This window comes from Tsukamurella tyrosinosolvens, assembly GCF_900104775.1.
GTDB classification, from domain to species: domain Bacteria; phylum Actinomycetota; class Actinomycetes; order Mycobacteriales; family Mycobacteriaceae; genus Tsukamurella; species Tsukamurella tyrosinosolvens.
The window spans coordinates 2,953,225-2,969,775 of record NZ_FNSA01000003.1 but is presented as its reverse complement, the minus strand read 5'-3'; the positions used below and the strand labels follow the sequence as shown (position 1 = coordinate 2,969,775).

General features: G+C 71.9%; 17 protein-coding genes. 14 read left to right on the top strand and 3 right to left on the bottom strand.

Annotated features, from left to right (window positions below; translation table 11 throughout):
* Positions 1–54 precede the first annotated feature (54 nt).
* The 11 genes from pyrG to BLW32_RS16675 all read left to right on the top strand — a co-directional run bounded on the left by pyrG (position 55) and on the right by BLW32_RS16675 (position 11,012).
* On the top strand, positions 55–1,788 hold the full coding sequence (pyrG, locus tag BLW32_RS16725; protein ID WP_068743054.1) for a CTP synthase: 1,734 nt from the start codon (positions 55–57) through the stop codon (positions 1,786–1,788).
* Positions 1,769–2,452 (top strand): NUDIX domain-containing protein, encoded by a 684-nt coding sequence (locus BLW32_RS16720; RefSeq protein ID WP_225535477.1) that lies wholly within the window; start codon positions 1,769–1,771, stop codon positions 2,450–2,452. Before pyrG ends, BLW32_RS16720 begins: the two co-directional genes overlap by 20 nt.
* Before the next feature lie 14 nt (positions 2,453–2,466).
* Positions 2,467–3,399, top strand: coding sequence for a site-specific tyrosine recombinase XerD (gene xerD, locus BLW32_RS16715; protein ID WP_225535478.1), 933 nt, complete (start codon positions 2,467–2,469; stop codon positions 3,397–3,399).
* A 154-nt stretch (positions 3,400–3,553) separates the two neighbouring features.
* Positions 3,554–4,435, top strand: coding sequence for a ParA family protein (locus tag BLW32_RS16710; RefSeq protein ID WP_225535550.1), 882 nt, complete (start codon positions 3,554–3,556; stop codon positions 4,433–4,435).
* A complete protein-coding gene (locus BLW32_RS16705; RefSeq protein ID WP_082791570.1) occupies positions 4,432–5,340 on the top strand; it encodes a segregation and condensation protein A in 909 nt (302 codons plus the stop codon). The genes BLW32_RS16710 and BLW32_RS16705 overlap by 4 nt, the downstream gene beginning before the upstream one ends.
* Positions 5,337–5,990, top strand: a complete 654-nt coding sequence (gene scpB, locus BLW32_RS16700) for an SMC-Scp complex subunit ScpB (RefSeq protein WP_068743053.1) — start codon at positions 5,337–5,339, stop codon at positions 5,988–5,990. Before BLW32_RS16705 ends, scpB begins: the two co-directional genes overlap by 4 nt.
* Positions 5,983–6,576 (top strand): hypothetical protein, encoded by a 594-nt coding sequence (locus BLW32_RS16695; RefSeq protein ID WP_068743052.1) that lies wholly within the window; start codon positions 5,983–5,985, stop codon positions 6,574–6,576. Before scpB ends, BLW32_RS16695 begins: the two co-directional genes overlap by 8 nt.
* A gap of 42 nt (positions 6,577–6,618) precedes the next feature.
* Complete coding sequence (locus BLW32_RS16690; RefSeq protein ID WP_074850648.1) at positions 6,619–7,563, top strand: pseudouridine synthase; 945 nt, start codon at positions 6,619–6,621, stop codon at positions 7,561–7,563.
* Between the two features lie 14 nt (positions 7,564–7,577).
* Positions 7,578–8,261, top strand: coding sequence for a (d)CMP kinase (gene cmk / locus BLW32_RS16685; protein WP_068525939.1), 684 nt, complete (start codon positions 7,578–7,580; stop codon positions 8,259–8,261).
* Complete coding sequence (der, locus tag BLW32_RS16680; protein WP_068525821.1) at positions 8,258–9,691, top strand: ribosome biogenesis GTPase Der; 1,434 nt, start codon at positions 8,258–8,260, stop codon at positions 9,689–9,691. The genes cmk and der overlap by 4 nt, the downstream gene beginning before the upstream one ends.
* A 4-nt stretch (positions 9,692–9,695) precedes the next feature.
* Positions 9,696–11,012 (top strand): MFS transporter, encoded by a 1,317-nt coding sequence (locus BLW32_RS16675; RefSeq protein WP_068743051.1) that lies wholly within the window; start codon positions 9,696–9,698, stop codon positions 11,010–11,012.
* A 171-nt stretch (positions 11,013–11,183) separates the two neighbouring features.
* Here the strand turns inward: BLW32_RS16675 and BLW32_RS16670 are convergent, their stop codons facing one another.
* Both BLW32_RS16670 and BLW32_RS16665 read right to left on the bottom strand, forming a co-directional pair.
* Positions 11,184–12,314 carry an MlaD family protein gene (locus tag BLW32_RS16670; RefSeq protein WP_074850646.1) on the bottom strand — a complete coding sequence of 377 codons (1,131 nt, stop codon included), beginning with the start codon at positions 12,312–12,314 and terminating at the stop codon, positions 11,184–11,186.
* 123 nt (positions 12,315–12,437) lie between these two features.
* Positions 12,438–13,226 carry a siderophore-interacting protein gene (locus BLW32_RS16665; protein ID WP_068743067.1) on the bottom strand — a complete coding sequence of 263 codons (789 nt, stop codon included), beginning with the start codon at positions 13,224–13,226 and terminating at the stop codon, positions 12,438–12,440.
* 114 nt (positions 13,227–13,340) lie between these two features.
* Here BLW32_RS16665 and BLW32_RS16660 point away from each other — a divergent pair, with 114 nt between their 5' ends.
* The 3 genes from BLW32_RS16660 to BLW32_RS16650 all read left to right on the top strand — a co-directional run bounded on the left by BLW32_RS16660 (position 13,341) and on the right by BLW32_RS16650 (position 16,044).
* Complete coding sequence (locus BLW32_RS16660) at positions 13,341–14,711, top strand: DUF2252 domain-containing protein (protein WP_068743049.1); 1,371 nt, start codon at positions 13,341–13,343, stop codon at positions 14,709–14,711.
* Positions 14,712–14,788: 77 nt separating this feature from the next.
* Positions 14,789–15,262 carry a hypothetical protein gene (locus tag BLW32_RS16655; RefSeq protein ID WP_068743048.1) on the top strand — a complete coding sequence of 158 codons (474 nt, stop codon included), beginning with the start codon at positions 14,789–14,791 and terminating at the stop codon, positions 15,260–15,262.
* 47 nt (positions 15,263–15,309) lie between these two features.
* Entirely contained in the window at positions 15,310–16,044 is a 735-nt protein-coding gene (locus tag BLW32_RS16650) for a tyrosine-protein phosphatase (RefSeq protein WP_074850645.1), read from the top strand.
* Between the two features lie 9 nt (positions 16,045–16,053).
* Here the strand turns inward: BLW32_RS16650 and BLW32_RS16645 are convergent, their stop codons facing one another.
* Positions 16,054–16,512 (bottom strand): hypothetical protein, encoded by a 459-nt coding sequence (locus BLW32_RS16645; protein WP_068743046.1) that lies wholly within the window; start codon positions 16,510–16,512, stop codon positions 16,054–16,056.
* Positions 16,513–16,551 lie beyond the last annotated feature (39 nt).

The window sequence follows — 16,551 nt, the reverse complement described above, 5'->3', positions numbered from 1 at the left end:
AGGCTGAAGTCCCGTAGTAGAAGCAGGTTTGTCCGCTCGAATACGGGAGTCTCGTTGCCCTCTCCTCGCGTTGGCGCGCGTGTCGCCACGAAGCACATCTTCGTCTCCGGAGGCGTTGCGTCCTCCCTGGGTAAGGGCCTGACGGCCTCCAGCTTGGGACAGCTCCTCACGGCGCGCGGGCTGCGCGTCACCATGCAGAAGCTCGATCCGTACCTCAACGTGGATCCGGGCACCATGAACCCGTTCCAGCACGGCGAGGTCTTCGTCACCGAGGACGGCGCCGAGACCGACCTCGACGTCGGCCACTACGAGCGGTTCCTCGACCGGAACCTCTCGGGCATCGCCAACGTCACCACGGGCCAGGTGTACTCGACGGTCATCGCCAAGGAGCGCCGCGGCGAATACCTGGGCGACACGGTGCAGGTCATCCCGCACATCACCGATGAGATCAAGGCCCGCATCCTCGCGATGCAGGCGCCCGACTCCGAGGGCATCGTCCCGGACGTCGTGATCACCGAGATCGGCGGCACCGTCGGCGACATCGAGTCGCAGCCCTTCCTCGAGGCCGCCCGCCAGGTGCGCCACGACGTGGGCCGCGACAACGTCTTCTTCCTGCACGTCTCGCTGGTGCCGTACCTCGCCGCGTCCGGCGAGCTCAAGACCAAGCCCACGCAGCACTCGGTCGCCGCGCTGCGCAGCATCGGCATCACGCCCGACGCGCTCATCCTGCGCTGCGACCGCGACGTGCCCGAGGGCCAGCGCAACAAGATCGCGCTGATGTGCGACGTCGACATCGACGGCGTCATCTCCTGCCCCGACGCCGGCTCGATCTACGACGTGCCGAAGGTGCTGCACCAGAACCAGCTCGACGCGTACGTCGTGCGCAAGCTGGGCCTGCCCTTCCGCGACGTCGACTGGACCGTGTGGGGCGACCTGCTGCGCCGCGTCCACGAGCCGCGCGAGACCGTGAACATCGCCCTGGTCGGCAAGTACATCGACCTGCCCGACGCCTACCTGTCGGTGACCGAGGCGCTGCGCGCCGGCGGTTTCGCCAACTGGGCCAAGGTGCAGATCTCTTGGGTCCCGTCGGACGACTGCGAGACCGAGGCCGGCGCCTCCGCCGCCCTGCGCGATGTGGACGGCGTCCTCATCCCCGGCGGCTTCGGCATCCGCGGCATCGAGGGCAAGCTCGGCGCGATCCGCTACGCCCGCAAGCGCGGCGTGCCGCTGCTCGGCCTGTGCCTGGGCCTGCAGTGCATCGTGATCGAGGCGGCCCGGTCCGTCGGGCTCGAGGGCGCCAGCTCCACCGAGTTCGACGACGACACCCAGTACCCCGTGATCTCGACCATGGCGGACCAGGAGCAGGCCGTCGCCGGCGAGGCCGACCTCGGCGGCACCATGCGGCTCGGCGCCTACCCGGCGGCCCTCGAGCGCGGCTCGATCGTCGCCGCCGCGTACGGCTCCACCGAGGTCTCCGAGCGCCACCGCCACCGTTTCGAGGTCAACAACTCCTACCGCGACAAGATCGCGGAGTCGGGCCTGAAGTTCTCGGGCGTCTCGCCCGACGGGCACCTCGTCGAGTTCGTCGAGTACCCGAAGGAGGCCCACCCCTTCCTGGTCGGTACGCAGGCGCATCCCGAGCTCAAGTCGCGCCCGACGCGCCCGCATCCGCTGTTCGCGGCGTTCGTCGGCGCGGCCCTGAAGTACCGGGCCGAGCTCGAGCTCCCGGTCGGCGTCCGGACCGCCGTGGAAGAGGTACCGTCGGAGGATGACCACGCAGATGACTGAGCAGCTCGCGCCGCTCGGTTCCGTGCAGACGCACGACTTCCAGGCGCTCAGCAGTGAGACCGTGTACGAGGGGCCGATCTTCGCGGTCCGTCGCGACGAGGTGACGATGCCGGGCGGCGGCACCGCCGTCCGGGACGTCGTGGAGCACGACGGGGCCGTGGCCGTCGTCGCCATGAACGCCGACGGCGCCATCGCCATGGTCAACCAGTACCGCCACCCCATGGGCCGGCGGATGCTGGAGATCCCCGCCGGGCTCCTCGACCACACCGGCGAGGAGGAGCCCGTCTGCGCCGCGCAGCGTGAGCTTGCGGAGGAGACGGGGCTCGGCGCCCGCGAGTGGCACGTCCTGGTGGACCTCGCCCCGTCGCCCGGCTTCACCGACGAGATGGTGCGCGTCTACCTCGCCACCGACCTGCGGTACTGCGAGATGGCGGAGCAGGAGGACGAGGAGCTCGACATGACCGTCGAGTGGATCGCCATGCCGGACGCCGTCCGCATGGTGCTCTCCGGTGAGATCGTGAACTCGACCTCCGTGAGCGCGATCCTCGCCGCCACGATGGTGACCGACGACGACACCCCGCTGCGCTGTTCCGACGCGCCGTGGCCGGGCCGCCCGACGGCCCTCGCCGCCCGCAAGGGCCGGCCCGTGGAGGACGGACAGTAACTGTGCCGGTCGGGGTGGCTCTCGACGATCAGCTGCGCGCGTACGTCGACCACCTCACCGTCGAACGGGGCGCCGCGGCGAACACCCTCAGCAGTTACCGGCGCGACCTGGCCCGGTACCGCGAGTACCTGGGTGGGCTGGGTGTCGGCGATCTCGCCGATGTCACCCAGAACCAGGTCAGCGGATTCCTCGTCGCGCTGCGCGAGGGCGGGCCGGATCATCCGCCGCTCGCCGCCAGCTCCGCGGCGCGCTCGCTGATCGCCGTGCGCGGCCTGCACCGGTTCGCGGCCGCCGAGGGGATGACGAGCGCCGACGTGGCCCGCGAGGTCCGGCCGCCCGCGCCCGCCAAGCGGCTGCCCAAGGCGCTGCCCGTGGAGCAGGTCATCGCGCTGCTCGAGGCGGCCGGGGGAGACTCCGACGCCGACACCCCGTCGCGCCTGCGCGACCGCGCGATGCTGGAACTCCTGTACTCGTGCGGGGCCCGCATCTCCGAGGTCACCGCCCTCGACGTGGACGACATCGACGCCGAGTCGCGCTCGGTGGTGCTGCTCGGCAAGGGCGGCAAGCAGCGCGTCGTGCCGATCGGGCGGCCCGCGCTCGCGGCGCTGGACGCCTACCTCGTGCGGGGGCGGCCCGCGTTGGTGAAGCGGTCGAACCCGGCGCTGTTCCTCAACGTGCGCGGCGGGCGGCTCTCCCGGCAGTCGGCGTGGCAGGTGCTCGCCGCCGCGGCCGAGCGCGCCGGGATCGACACCACGACGACGCATGTCTCGCCGCACACCCTGCGGCACTCCTTCGCCACCCATCTGCTCGAGGGCGGCGCGGACGTGCGCGTGGTGCAGGAGCTGCTCGGCCACGCCTCGGTCACCACGACGCAGGTGTACACCCTCGTGACGGTCAGCGCGCTCCGCGAGGTCTACGCCCAGGCGCACCCTCGGGCGCTCGGTTGACGGGCGGCGGCCCCGGGCTCCTCGATCCGTAGAATCGGCGGTCGCGCGCGCCGCTGCATCCGCGGATGCACAGCGCGCATTAGGGTGTGAGGGGAAGCAAGAAGGAGGTGGGCCAGTGGCGTCAGCGCCCGATGCGGAGAACCCGGGCCTGGACCTGGGGGAGCTGGATCATCACCACGCGCCCAAGCCCACGGCCGAGGACGGTCTCGACGCGACGGGCCGGCCCCGCGTCGAGTTCCCCGAGCCGACGCCGAAGACCACCCACGGCCCCGCCCGCGTGATCGCGGTGTGCAACCAGAAGGGCGGCGTCGGCAAGACGACGACCACCATCAACCTGGGCGCCTCGCTCGCCTCCTACGGGCGGCGCGTGCTGCTCGTCGACCTCGACCCGCAGGGCGCGCTCTCCGCCGGCCTCGGCGTCGCGCACCACGAGCTCGAGCTCACGGTGCACAACCTGCTCATGGAGTCGCGGATCGCCGCCGACGACGTGCTGCTGCGCACCCGGGTCGACGGGCTCGACCTGCTGCCCTCGAACATCGACCTCTCCGCCGCGGAGATCCAGCTGGTCAACGAGGTGGGCCGCGAGCAGACCCTCGGTCGGGCGCTGTACCCGGTACTGGATCGCTACGACTACATCCTCATCGACTGCCAGCCCTCCCTGGGGCTGCTCACGGTGAACGCGCTGGCCTGCGCCGATCAGGTGCTCATCCCCATGGAGTGCGAGTACTTCGCGCTGCGCGGCCTGGCGCTGCTCACCGACACCGTCGACAAGGTGAAGGACCGCCTGAACCCACGGCTGGGCATGGCGGGCATCGTGGTCACCATGTTCGACTCGCGGACGCTGCACTCGCGCGACGTGATGGCCCGCGTCGTCGAGGTCTTCGGCGACGCCGTCTACCACTCCGTCATCTCGCGGACGGTCCGCTTCCCGGAGACCTCGGTCGCGGGCGAGCCCATCACCTCCTGGGCGCCGAAGTCGTCCGGCGCCAACGCCTATCGCGCCCTCGCGCGCGAGGTGATCGCGCAGGAGAAGTGAGCCCCACCGATACCGAGCCGATCGAGGCGGTCGCGGAGCCGGATCAGCCGGAGGCCGCCGGCTCCGGACCCGACGGTGCGCCCGAGCCGCAGCCCGGCTTCACGGTGAAGCTCGCGAACTTCGAGGGCCCGTTCGACCTGCTCCTGCAGCTGATCGGCGGGCGACGCCTGGACGTCACCGAAGTGGCGCTGCACATCGTCACCGACGAGTTCATCGCGTACACCAAGCAACTCGGCGCCGAGGCCGACCTCGACCAGACCACCGAATTCCTCGTCGTCGCCGCGACGCTGCTCGACCTCAAGGCCGCGCGGCTGCTGCCCGCGGGTGAGGTCGAGGACGCCGACGACCTGGCGCTGCTCGAGGCCCGCGACCTGCTGTTCGCCCGCCTGCTCCAGTACCGCGCCTACAAGCAGGTGGCGGAACTGATGGCCCAGCTCGAGGCGAAGGCGAACCGTCGATACCCCCGGGCCGTGGGGCTGGAGCCCCGATTCGAGGAGCTCGTGCCGCCGGTCCAGCTGGGCGTCACCCCGGAGCAGTTCGCGCTCGTCGCCGCGTCCGCGTTCACCCCCAAGCCAAAGCCGACCGTCGGCCTCGGGCATCTGCACGTGCCCAAGGTCTCGGTGCCGGAACAGGCCCGGCTCATCGCGGCGAGGCTGCGAGAGCGGCCCGACCACTGGTCCGGGTTCTCCGAGATCGTCGCCGACTGCGACTCCGGCATCGCCGTGATCGCCCGCTTCCTCGCGCTGCTCGAGCTGTACCGCGAGCGGGCCGTGCTCTTCGACCAGCCCGAGGCGCTCGGCGACCTCAAAGTGCGCTGGTCGGGGGAGAACGAGAACGTGGTCGTGGGCGGCACCCGCGACGAGTACGACGAGACACCCGGCGACGACTGGCAGGAGGAACGATGAGCGAGCAGGCCGAGGATTTCGCCCTGGTCGAGGGCATGGAGCCGGACGAGCTGCGGTCGGCGCTGGAGGCGCTGCTGCTGGTGGTGGACGCGCCGGCGACCGCGGAGCAGCTGGGCACCGCCCTGGAGGAGCCGGAGGAGCGGATCACCGCCGACCTGCGCGCCTGGGCGGGCGAGTTGGCGGAGCGACGGTCCGGCATGGAGCTGCGCGAGTCCGCCGAGGGCTGGCGGCTCTACAGCCGCGCCGAGTACGCGCCCTACGTCGAGCGACTCCTGCTCGACGGGGTGCGGTCCAAGCTGACCCGCGCCGCGCTCGAGACCCTCGCGGTGATCGCCTACAAGCAGCCGGTGAGCCGGTCCCAGGTGGGCGCGGTCCGCGGCGTGAACGTCGATGGCGTCATGCGCACGCTCGCGGCCCGCGGCCTCATCGTGGAGGCGGGCACCGACGCCGGCGCCACGACCTACGCGACGACCGAGCTCTTCCTCGAGCGGCTCGGCCTGAGCTCGCTGGACGAGCTGCCGCCGCTCGCGCCCCTGCTGCCCGAGATCGACGTCATCGAGGACCTCAGCTCGCACCTCGACGAGGAGCCGCGGTTCGCCAAGCTCGGCCGCAAGAGCGCAGACGTGATCGGATTCGATCCCGATGCCTGATCTCTCCGCCGTTCTCCGCGAGGCCTTCCCGCTCGGCGCCGCCGGCCCGGCGGTGCGCCGCTGGTGGCCGCTCGTCCTCACCGGGGCCGTGACGGCACTGACGGTGTGGGCGGCGACGGCGACGTGGTTCGGGTTGACCATCGGCCGCGTCGGTGTGCCGTTCGGGTTCACGGGCACCGGCCGGACCGTCCTCACCGGCCCCGCATCGGAGGGCGGGCCGGCCCGCGGCGCGGCCACCGACGGCGTGATCCCGTGGGGCTACGCGACGGCGGGCCTCGCGATCGTCGCGCTGATCCTGGTGATCGTCGCCACGGTGCGCCCGGGCTTCGCCGAGCGCGGCCGTGCCCTCGCGAGTGCGGCCCTCGGGCTGGCCGCGGTGCTGTCGATCGCGATCTGGCTGATCCCGGCCATGATGATGAGCGGTCTCGAGGACCTGACCGGCGGCGACGCGGGCGGCGACCCGCTGTTCTTCCCGCCGAAGGCCGGCCTGGTGAGCACGATCGTGGTCACCTCCGCCGGGTCGGCGGTGCTGTTCATGGGCCGCCGGAACCGCTCGCTGAGCGCTGCGGGCAGCGCGCCGCGCTGACGAATACCGATTTCGGCCGCGACCTGCGATCATGGAGGGATCATGAACAGACCCGCTCGCCGTGATGGCACACCGGACCGAAACAGAACCAGCAAGCCGAAACAGGGTGCGAAGCCGCCGCAGAAGCAGGCGGGGCGCCAGGGCGGCGTCCCCCGCCTGTCGAACGCCAAACCCGCACGCACGCAGAACGTCCCCATCCGCGACGTCGACGATTGGGACGCGCCGGAGAAGGCCCCGCACCCGGGCGGCGACAGCGACAAGATCCGCCTGCAGAAGGTGCTGGCCCAGGCCGGCGTCGCATCGCGGCGCGTGGCCGAGGACATGATCGCCGACGGCCGCGTCGAGGTGGACGGCGAGATCGTCACCGAGCAGGGCCGCCGCGTGGACCCGAACGTCGCGGTCGTCCGCGTCGACGGCGTGCGCGTGCTCGTCAACGAGAACCTCGTGCACCTCGCGCTGAACAAGCCCCGCGGCTGGCAGTCGACGATGAGCGACGACATGGGCCGCCCCTGCGTGGGCGACATCGTGGCCGAGCGCGTCGCGGCGGGCCAGCGGCTCTTCCACGTCGGCCGCCTCGACGCCGACACCGAGGGCCTGCTGCTCATCACCAACGACGGCGACCTCGCGCACCGGCTCATGCACCCCTCCTACGAGGTGCCCAAGACCTACCTCGCGTGGGTGCAGGGCGAGGTGCAGCGCCGGCTCGGCAACACGCTGCGATCCGGCGTCGAGCTCGAGGACGGCCCCGCGAAGGTGGACAAGTTCTCCGTGCTCGAGGCCTCCGAGGGCCGATCGATGGTCCGCGTCGTGCTGCACGAGGGCCGCAAGCACATCGTGCGTCGCCTGCTGGCCGAGGTCGGGCACCCCGTCGAGCGGCTGGTGCGCACCCACGTCGGGTCGGTGGCGCTGGGCGATCAGCGCCCGGGCTCGCTGCGCGTGCTCGGCCGCGATGAAGTGTCGGCGCTGTACCAGGCGGTGGGACTGTGACTCTCGTGATCGCCATGGACGGCCCCTCGGGGACCGGCAAGTCGACGGTGGCCCGGCGCATCGCCGAGAACCTCGGCGCCCGCTACCTGGACACCGGTGCGATGTACCGTGCCGCGACCGTGTGGGCGCTGGAGCAGGAGGTCGACCTCACCGACCCCGCCGCGATCGCCACGGCCACGGCGGACCTGCCGCTGGCCATGGGCTGCGACCCGCTGTCGGAGCAGGTCGAGCTGGACGGGATCTCGATCACCCGCCGGATCCGGGAGGACGACGTGACCGCGGCCGTCTCCGCCGTGTCCGCGGTGCCCGAGGTGCGCGAGCAGCTCGTCGACTACCAGCGGGCCATCGCCGCCGACGACGATTCACCGATCGTGGTGGAGGGCCGCGACATCGGCACCGTCGTCTTCCCCGACGCACCGGTGAAGATCTACCTCACCGCCTCGGCGGAGGCGCGCGCGCAGCGCCGCCACGCGCAGAACACCGAGCTGGGGCTGCCCAGCGACTACGACGAGGTGCTGGCGTCCGTGCAGCGCCGCGACGGCCTGGACTCGACGCGGAAGATCTCGCCGCTGCGCCCGGCCGACGACGCGATCGAGCTCGACTCGTCGGACATGAACCTGGAGGAGACCGTCGCGGCGGTGGCCGAGACGGCCGACCGCGCGCTGAGCGCCTCCCGCGATAAGGAGGTCACCCGATGAGTGACAACGAGTTCGAGTACGCCGGCGACGACGGCACCTGGGACGACGAGGGCGACTTCGCCGAGTACGAGGGCGATTTCGCCGACCTCGAGGCGGAGGCCGCCGAGGCCGCCGCGAAGCTGCCGACGGTCGCCATCGTGGGCCGTCCGAACGTGGGCAAGTCGACGCTGGTCAACCGCATCCTCGGCCGCCGCGAGGCCGTGGTCGAGGACATCCCGGGCGTGACCCGCGACCGGATCAGCTACGAGGCCAACTGGGCCGGCCGACGGTTCCTGGTGCAGGACACCGGCGGCTGGGAGCCGGACGCCAAGGGCATGCAGCAGTCCATCGCCGCGCAGGCCGAGGTCGCCATGCGCACCGCCGACGCGATCGTCGTGGTCGTGGATGCGACCGTCGGCGCCACCGCGACCGACGAGGCCGTCGCACGCGTGCTGCGTCGTTCGAAGGCCCCCGTCATCCTGGCGGCGAACAAGGTCGACGACCAGCGCACCGAGGCCGAGGCCGCGTCGCTGTGGTCGATGGGGCTCGGGGAGCCGCACACCATCTCCGCCGCGCACGGCCGCGGCACCGGTGATCTGTTGGACGTCATCCTGGAGAAGCTGCCGGAGACGCCCCGCGAGGGCACCGGCGGCACCGGCCCGCGCCGCATCGCGCTGATCGGCAAGCCGAACGTCGGCAAGAGCTCGCTGCTCAACAAGCTCACCGGCGAGAACCGCTCCGTCGTCGACAACGTCGCGGGCACCACCGTCGACCCCGTGGACTCGCTCGTCGAGCTCGGCGGCAAGACCTGGAAGTTCATCGACACCGCCGGCCTGCGCAAGAAGGTCAACCAGGCCAGCGGGCACGAGTTCTACGCCTCGCTGCGCACGAAGGGGGCGATCGAGGCCGCCGAGGTCGCGATCGTGCTCATCGACGCCTCCCAGCCGATCACCGAGCAGGACCTGCGGGTGCTGTCGATGGTGATCGAGTCGGGCCGGGCGCTGGTGATCGCCTACAACAAGTGGGACCTCGTCGACGAGGACCGCCGGTACATGCTCGAGAAGGAGATCGACCGGGAGCTCGTGCAGATCCCGTGGGCTCTGCGGGTGAACATCTCCGCGCAGACCGGCCGCGCGCTGCAGAAGCTGGTGCCCGCCATCGAGACCTCGCTCGAGTCGTGGGACAAGCGCATCCCGACGGGCCGCCTCAACAACTGGCTCCGCGAGGTCATGGCCGCGACGCCGCCGCCCCTGCGCGGCGGCAAGCTGCCCAAGGTGCTGTTCGCGACACAGGCCGCCACGCGGCCGCCGACGTTCGTGCTGTTCAGCTCCGGCTTCCTGGAGGCGGGCTACCGACGGTTCCTGGAGCGCAGGCTCCGCGAGGAGTTCGGCTTCGACGGCTCGCCCGTGCGCGTGAACGTCCGGGTCCGCGAGAAGCGCGCGAAGAAGTAGCGCCGTGACGGCGGTGGAGGTGCCGACCGCGCCCGTGCCGCGCCGCCAGGTAGCGGCGTGGTGCGCGTGGGACTGGGGGAGTGCCGCATTCAACGCGGTGATGACCACGTTCATCTTCACCGTCTACCTCACCGGCGCGGTCGGCGAGGATCTCCCGGGTTCCATCAGCGCCACCAGCTGGCTGTCGTGGGCGATGGCGGCCGCGGGCGTGGTCGTCGCGTTGTCGGCGCCGGTCCTGGGCGGGCGCGCCGACGCCGCGGGCCGGCGGAAGTTCTCGCTCGCCGTGTGGAGCGCCGTCGTCACGCTGTGCACCGCCGCGTGCTTCTTCGTGCGCGACGAGTATCAGTACCTGTGGCTCGGCCTGCTGCTGCTCGCGGTCGGGACGGCGGCGTTCGAGCTCGCGAACGTGCCCTACTACGCGATGCTGCGGCAGGTCTCGACCCCGAAGACGATCGGCCGGGTCTCCGGGATCGGCTGGGCGTGCGGCTACTTCGGCGGCATCGTGCTGCTGCTCCTCTGCAACTTCGGTTTCATCGCCGGCGACGGGCCGACCCGCGGGTTCCTCAACGTGCCCACCGAGGGCGGTCTGAACATCCGGTTGGTGGCGCTGTTCGCGGCCGCGTGGTTCGCGATTTCCGCGTTGCCGGTGCTGTTCCTCGTGCCCGAGCTCCCGGCGGACCCGACCGCGACGCCCCGCCGCGGGATCGTCGGGGCGTACCGGGACCTGTTCGCGACGATCGGCTCGCTGTGGCGCGAGGACCGCACCGTGGTGTGGTTCCTCGTCTCCTCCGCGGTGTTCCGCGACGGGCTCGCTGCGACCTTCACCTTCGGCGCGGTGCTCGCGCACAGCGTGTACGGGATGAGCGAGTCGACGGTGCTGCTGTTCGGCGTGGCCGCCAACGTCGTGGCCGCGCTGGGCGCGGTGATCGCCGGCCGCTTCGACGACCGGATCGGCCCCAAGCCGGTGATCGTGACGTGCCTCGCCGGGATGCTGATCGCCGGGACGGTGCTGTTGTTCGTGCGTGGCGAGGCCATGTTCTGGATCTTCGGCCTGATGCTCACGGTGTTCGTGGGCCCGGCCCAGTCGTCGGCGCGCAGCATGCTGGCGCGGATGACGGTGCCCGGCCGCGAGGGCCAGATGTTCGGGCTCTACCAGACCACCGGCCGCGCGGCGTCGTTCCTCGGGCCCGCGCTCTTCGGGCTCTTCGTGTGGTTCTTCGGCACCGACCGCGCCGGCATCGGCGGCATCATCGTGGTACTCGCGCTGGGGTTGCTCCTGCTCCTGCAGGTCCGCCCCGCCCGCGACCGCGCGCTCGCCTGACCGGGCTCACCGAGCGCCGGCGCGGCCGGCTGGCCAGGGTGACGGTCGCACGGGACACAGCCCGGATCGCTGGGGTCTCGGATTCTGTCCGGAATGGACGGGCTGTCCGTGGCGGACAGAATCCGAGAGCCGAGCGGTCGTGGCACGACGCCCTCGGCGTCGGTGTCCGCCTCAGCGCGGCGCGGCGGCCGACGACGAGGGGGTCGCGGGCTTCGAGGGCGCGGGCTTCGTGGTGGTCCCGGGCTTCGCCGGGGTGCCCGGCTTCGCAGAGTCCACGCCGGGCGGCAGCACGGCGGCGATGGCCGGGTAGTCCACCGACAGGCGCAGGTTCAGCACCGGGCCGGTGGGAGTGTTCGGCAAGGCCCTGCGCACGTTGTCCATCAGCTGCGAGAGCTGGATGCCCACGCCGGTCGCGCTACCGTTCGGGAACGCGGCGAGGATCGGCTGCAGCAGGCTCACCAGCATCGGCGTGGCCGTCTTGAGCCCCTCGAGCGCCTGCGGCGTGAGGATCGCCTGCAGCCCGGCGAGGAGGCCGGTGCGCTCGTTGTTGATCCCGTCCTGCACCGCGATGGTCTTCTTGCTGTCGCCGTTGTGCAGCGGGAGGTGGTCGAGGCCGGCCTGGAACGCGGGGATCATGGACGCGACAGAGGGATCGGCCGCCTTGAGGGCGGCGACCACCGTGGGGAAGGTCTGCGCGGTGGACAGGCGCTGCGTGTCCTTCATCGTCTGCGCCACGCCGCCGAGCGCGGTGAGCAGCGGCAGCATCGCCTTCGACGAGGCGTCGAAGTTCAACAGCACCTGGCTCATGTGGGGGCGCAGGGCGTCGTCGTTGACGTCGCCGAGAGTCATGATCATGTTCGACACGGTGTTGTCGGTGATCGGCCGCGTCGGCGCCAGCTCGGCGCCGTTGCGCAGCGCGCCACCGCCGTCGTGCGGCGTGAGGATGACCTCGGAGACGCCGAAGAGGTTGCCCGCCGAGAACGCCGCCTCGACGTTGTTGGTGAGGCTACGGCCCTGGGGTCCGTCGAGGCGCAGGGTCACGCCCTGCTGGGCGTTGCCGAGCGACCGGATCTCGCTGACCGACCCGACGTCGACGCCCTGGATCCGCACCTTCGCGCCCTCGACGATGCCGGCCGCGACGGTCGGTGTGCGGAGGGTGAGGGTGAAGTCGTCCTTCGGGCGCAGCGCCTGCACACCCCACACGGCGAGGGCGATCAGTGCCACGCAGAGGCTGAACGCGACGCCGCGCCGCCGGAGCTGGGCGGGCGACGGGGAGAAGCCGGGCACTGGAGCGAGATCCACAGATAGACAAATTATCCGTAGTTGTCTGAAATCCGTGCTCCGGCGGGGCCGATTGTGCCCACACTCACGTCCCGCAGCGTGCTGTGACGGCCGACACGCGAGGCCCCGTCGGCCCCCGCGGTGCTAGTCGATCTGCCCGACCGGCGTGCGCTTCTCGGCCTGGAACGCGTCCTCAGCGCGACCGCGGGCCCAGTACCCGGAGATCGAGATCCGCTCGCGCGGAACCTCCAGCTCGCGCAGGACCTTGCGGATCGCCTTGATCGACTCGCGCTCGCCGTGGGCGAAGACGTGCGCCGTGGCGCGATCCGTCGGCCAGTCCGCGACGGCCACCTGGCGTGCCAGGAAGTCGACGTCGGCCACGTCCGGGTTCACCGCCCACCGCACGTCCACGCCCGACGGTGCCGTCAGCGCGATCCGGTCGGCATCGCTCTCGACCTCGATGATCGCGGCGCCCCGCGCGCCGGTCGGCAGGGACTCCAGGGCGGAGGCGATCGCGGGCACCGCCGAGAGATCGCCGGCGAACAGGTGCCAGGCCGCCTCCGGGTCGGGGGAGTAGGCGCCGCCCGGGCCCATGATCGTGATCGTGTCGCCGGCCTGCGCGCGCTGCGCCCACGGGCCGGCCAGCCCCTCGTCGCCGTGCACGACGAAGTCGAGGACGATCCGGCGCTCGGCGCGATCGAAGGAGCGGACGGTGTAGGTGCGCGTCGCGTCGCCGAAGGCGAGCTTGACGTAGGCGTCCGTGCTCGGCAGGCCGGGGAGCTCGGGGTCGCCGAAGGAGGCGAGGGACTCGCCCTCGGCGATCACGCGCACCAGGTGCGCGCCGATCGTCTCTGTGCGCGCGACCGCGACCTCGTAGGTCGGCCGCGAACGGCGGGCAGGAGCAGGGGCGGTATCTGTACGCGGTTCAGTCACGATCTCCACCGTACGCCTCGAAAGTTAGGGTCGCCTAATCGGTTTTCGGTGGGGTGGGGTTTGCTACTCGGAACTGCCCCGTTCCCGGCCGCGCCGGGTCTAGCATTTCCCACCATGAGTGCAGATGCCCCGAACGGCAAGGACCTTCGCAAGCGCGTCTCCCGATCCGCCCAGGCGGGATTCACTCCGGACGGCCGCGATCCCGTCGACATCATCCGGGAACAGAACAGCACGCGCATCCAGGAACTGGTGCCGGTGCGGATCTCTCGCATGCTGCACTCGCCGTTCTCCTTCTACCGCGGCGGCGCCGCGCTCATGGCGCACGACCTCGCGGGGGAGGCGAACACCGGCGTCACCGTCATGAGCTGCGGCGATGCGCACATCTCCAACTTCGGCCTGTTCGCCTCGCCGGAACGCCGACAGCTGTTCGACGTCAACGACTTCGACGAGGCCGGCAATGCGCCGTGGGAGTGGGACGTCAAGCGCCTCGCGGCGAGCGTGATGATCGCCGCCCGCGAGAACGGGTACACCGAGGACCAGGCGCGGAGCGCCGTCGTCAGCGCGGCGGGGGCGTACCGGACCACGCTCGCCGGGCTGATGGAGCAGGGCGCCGTCGACCGCTACTACCTGTCCGTGGACGTCGACCGGCTCACCGCGCAGGCCGCCGACGATCAGCCGCTCAAGGACCTCATCGAGCAGACCGCGAAGAAGGCGCGCAAGCGCACCTCCGCGCGCATGGTCGAGAAGATCACCGCGACCAGCGCCGACGGCGAGCCGCACATCGTCGCCGACCCGCCCACTCTCGTGCCGGCGCCGGCGAAGCTCGTCGAGGGCTTCGAGGGCCTCTACGCGCAGTACCTGGACAGCATCCGCGCCGACGCCGCGCAGCTCCTCGGCCAGTTCCGGGTGCTGGACTGGGCGCTCCGCGTCGTCGGCGTCGGCAGCGTCGGCACCCGCTGCTTCATCGTGCTGCTCGGTCGCGACGTCCCGGGCGGCGGCACCGAGACGCTGTTCCTCCAGGTCAAGGAGGCCACGCAGTCGGTCCTGCAGACCTACGGCAAGCTCGGGCCGTCGACGATGCCGCCGCGCGCACCCAAGACCGGCGCGCAGGCGTGGCGCGTCGTCGCGGGGCAGCAGATCCTCCAGGCGCAGTCCGACTCCTTCCTCGGCTACACCCCGACGATCCGCGGCAAGGACTTCTACTGGCGGCAGTTCCGCGACATGAAGGGGTCCGTCGTTCCCGAGCTGCTGTCCCACGACCAGTTCGAGAGGTACGGCCAGGCCTGCGCCGCGGTGCTCGCCCGCGCCCACGCGCAGTCCCCGGGCTCGGCCACCGCCTCGGCCTATCTGGGCAAGTCGACGGAGTTCGAGGAGGCCGTCGCGACGTTCGCCACCGCGTACGCCGACCAGAACGAAAAGGACTACGCCGCAGTGCAGGCCGCCGTCAAGGCGGGTGTCCTGCCCTGCGCCGAGGCAGGCGTCTGACAGTCTTAGCGCGACCTTGACGGCGCCGACCCTTCCGCCCGCGCCACGGCCCGCGTAGACCGGTAGGCGTGACTCTGATGGAGGTACTGCCCTCACTCGCCCGCGCCGGCATCGCCCGGTCCTTCGACCCCACGATCTGGCCCGACGGCACCGCGATGGACGGCGACGAGGTCCTCATCGCCGGCACCCCCGCGGCCGCGCTGGCCGACGGCGGACCGTCGACCTACCCCGTGGTGGTGAGCCGGATCAGCCGACTCGTGCGGTCCGGCCCGGTGGTCCTGTGCGACGTCGCCGGGGAGCTGCCGCCGCACGCGAGCCTCGCCGACGTCGCCTGGCCCGGAGCCCGGCTCGCAGGGGCCCGGATGCGGCAGCTCCTGGTCCGCGGGGCCGACGGTACGCGGCTCGCCGCCCGCGTCGAGGTCCCCGCCGACGTCCCGGTGGACGCGCCGATCGCCCTCGCGCTCGCGCTGCCGCACGGCCTCGCGACCCCCGGCGCCCGGGCCTGGTGGCCGGCGGCGTGCGCGCACCGGGGCCTCGAGCGCCTGGCCTGACCGACGGCGCCGTCGGGGGCGCGGGCCCGGTCGATTAGGCTCGGCACGTGCACAATTTCCGCGATGTGGCAGGTGTGGACGGCTATGCGGCCGACGGTGGCCGGATGCGCCGGGGGCTGCTCTTCCGCTCCAGCGCCCTCGACGCCGACGCGATCGACCCGGCCCGTCTCGCGGAGGCCCGCCTGGCGGACGTCTTCGACCTCCGCATGACGGCCGAGGTGACCCCGAAGCCCGATGTCGTGCCCGACGGTGCGCGATACGTGCGGCTCAACGTGATCGGCGACGACGTCGAGCTCGGCGCCCTCGACCCGAAGTCGCTCAAGGACGCCGCGGGCGCCCGCGACCTGCTGACGGACGTCTACCGGATGTTCGTCAGCGAGGACAACGCGCGGGCGCAGTTCGCGGCGCTCGTGCGCGCGGTCGCCGACGAGGAGCGCCCGCAGGTCTTCCACTGCACCGCGGGCAAGGACCGCACCGGCTGGGCCGCGGCGATCGTGCAGCGGAGCCTCGGCGTCTCGCCCGACGACGTGATGGCCGACTACCTGCTGACGAACGCGTACTCGGCCGAGGTGATCGAGAAGATCGCGGCGGGCGCGACCGCCGAGCGGGGCGAGGCGATCGGGGAGGCCGCACGGGTGCTCGCCGGGGTCTTCCCCGAGGCGCTGACCGCGGCCTTCGACGAGGCCGACAGACGGTACGGCGGCTTCGAGGGGTACGTGCGCCAGGGGCTCGGGATCGACGACGCCGTCGTCGACCGGCTGCGCGCGAAGCTCGTCGACTAGTCGGGGTTCCTAGCCGAGCTTGCGGCCGCGGGTCGAGAACCGTCCGTCGTCCTGGGTGAAACCCGCGGAATCGACCGAGCACTCCAGTCCGCCGTCGCGCAGCGCGGTGCAGGACGCACCGTGCACCGACAGACGGGCGCCCTCGGGCAGGGCGCGCGGGCGCTCCTGGACCGTCAGCCGCTCGAGGTACCGCCAGCCGCGCTCGGTGATCTCCACGGCCTCGGGGCGCACGCTGCGGCCCTTCACCGTGATCCTCGTGCCCGCCGGTGCGGAGACGCCGCACCGCAGGGTGGTCGGGTCCGCCTGGATCGTGCAGACCCGCTTGGCGCCGTCGTAGCGGTAGAGGAAGGCGTACCCGCCGCCCTCCGCGCGGTAGCGGTCGGCGTCCACGGCCGGCTCCGCGGACGCGGGCAGCGCGACCACGAACGAGGCGGCGACGATCGCCGACACCAGGAGTGCACGCTTCATGCACGCCACTGTACCGCGCAGACGCCGCAGGTAGCGGGG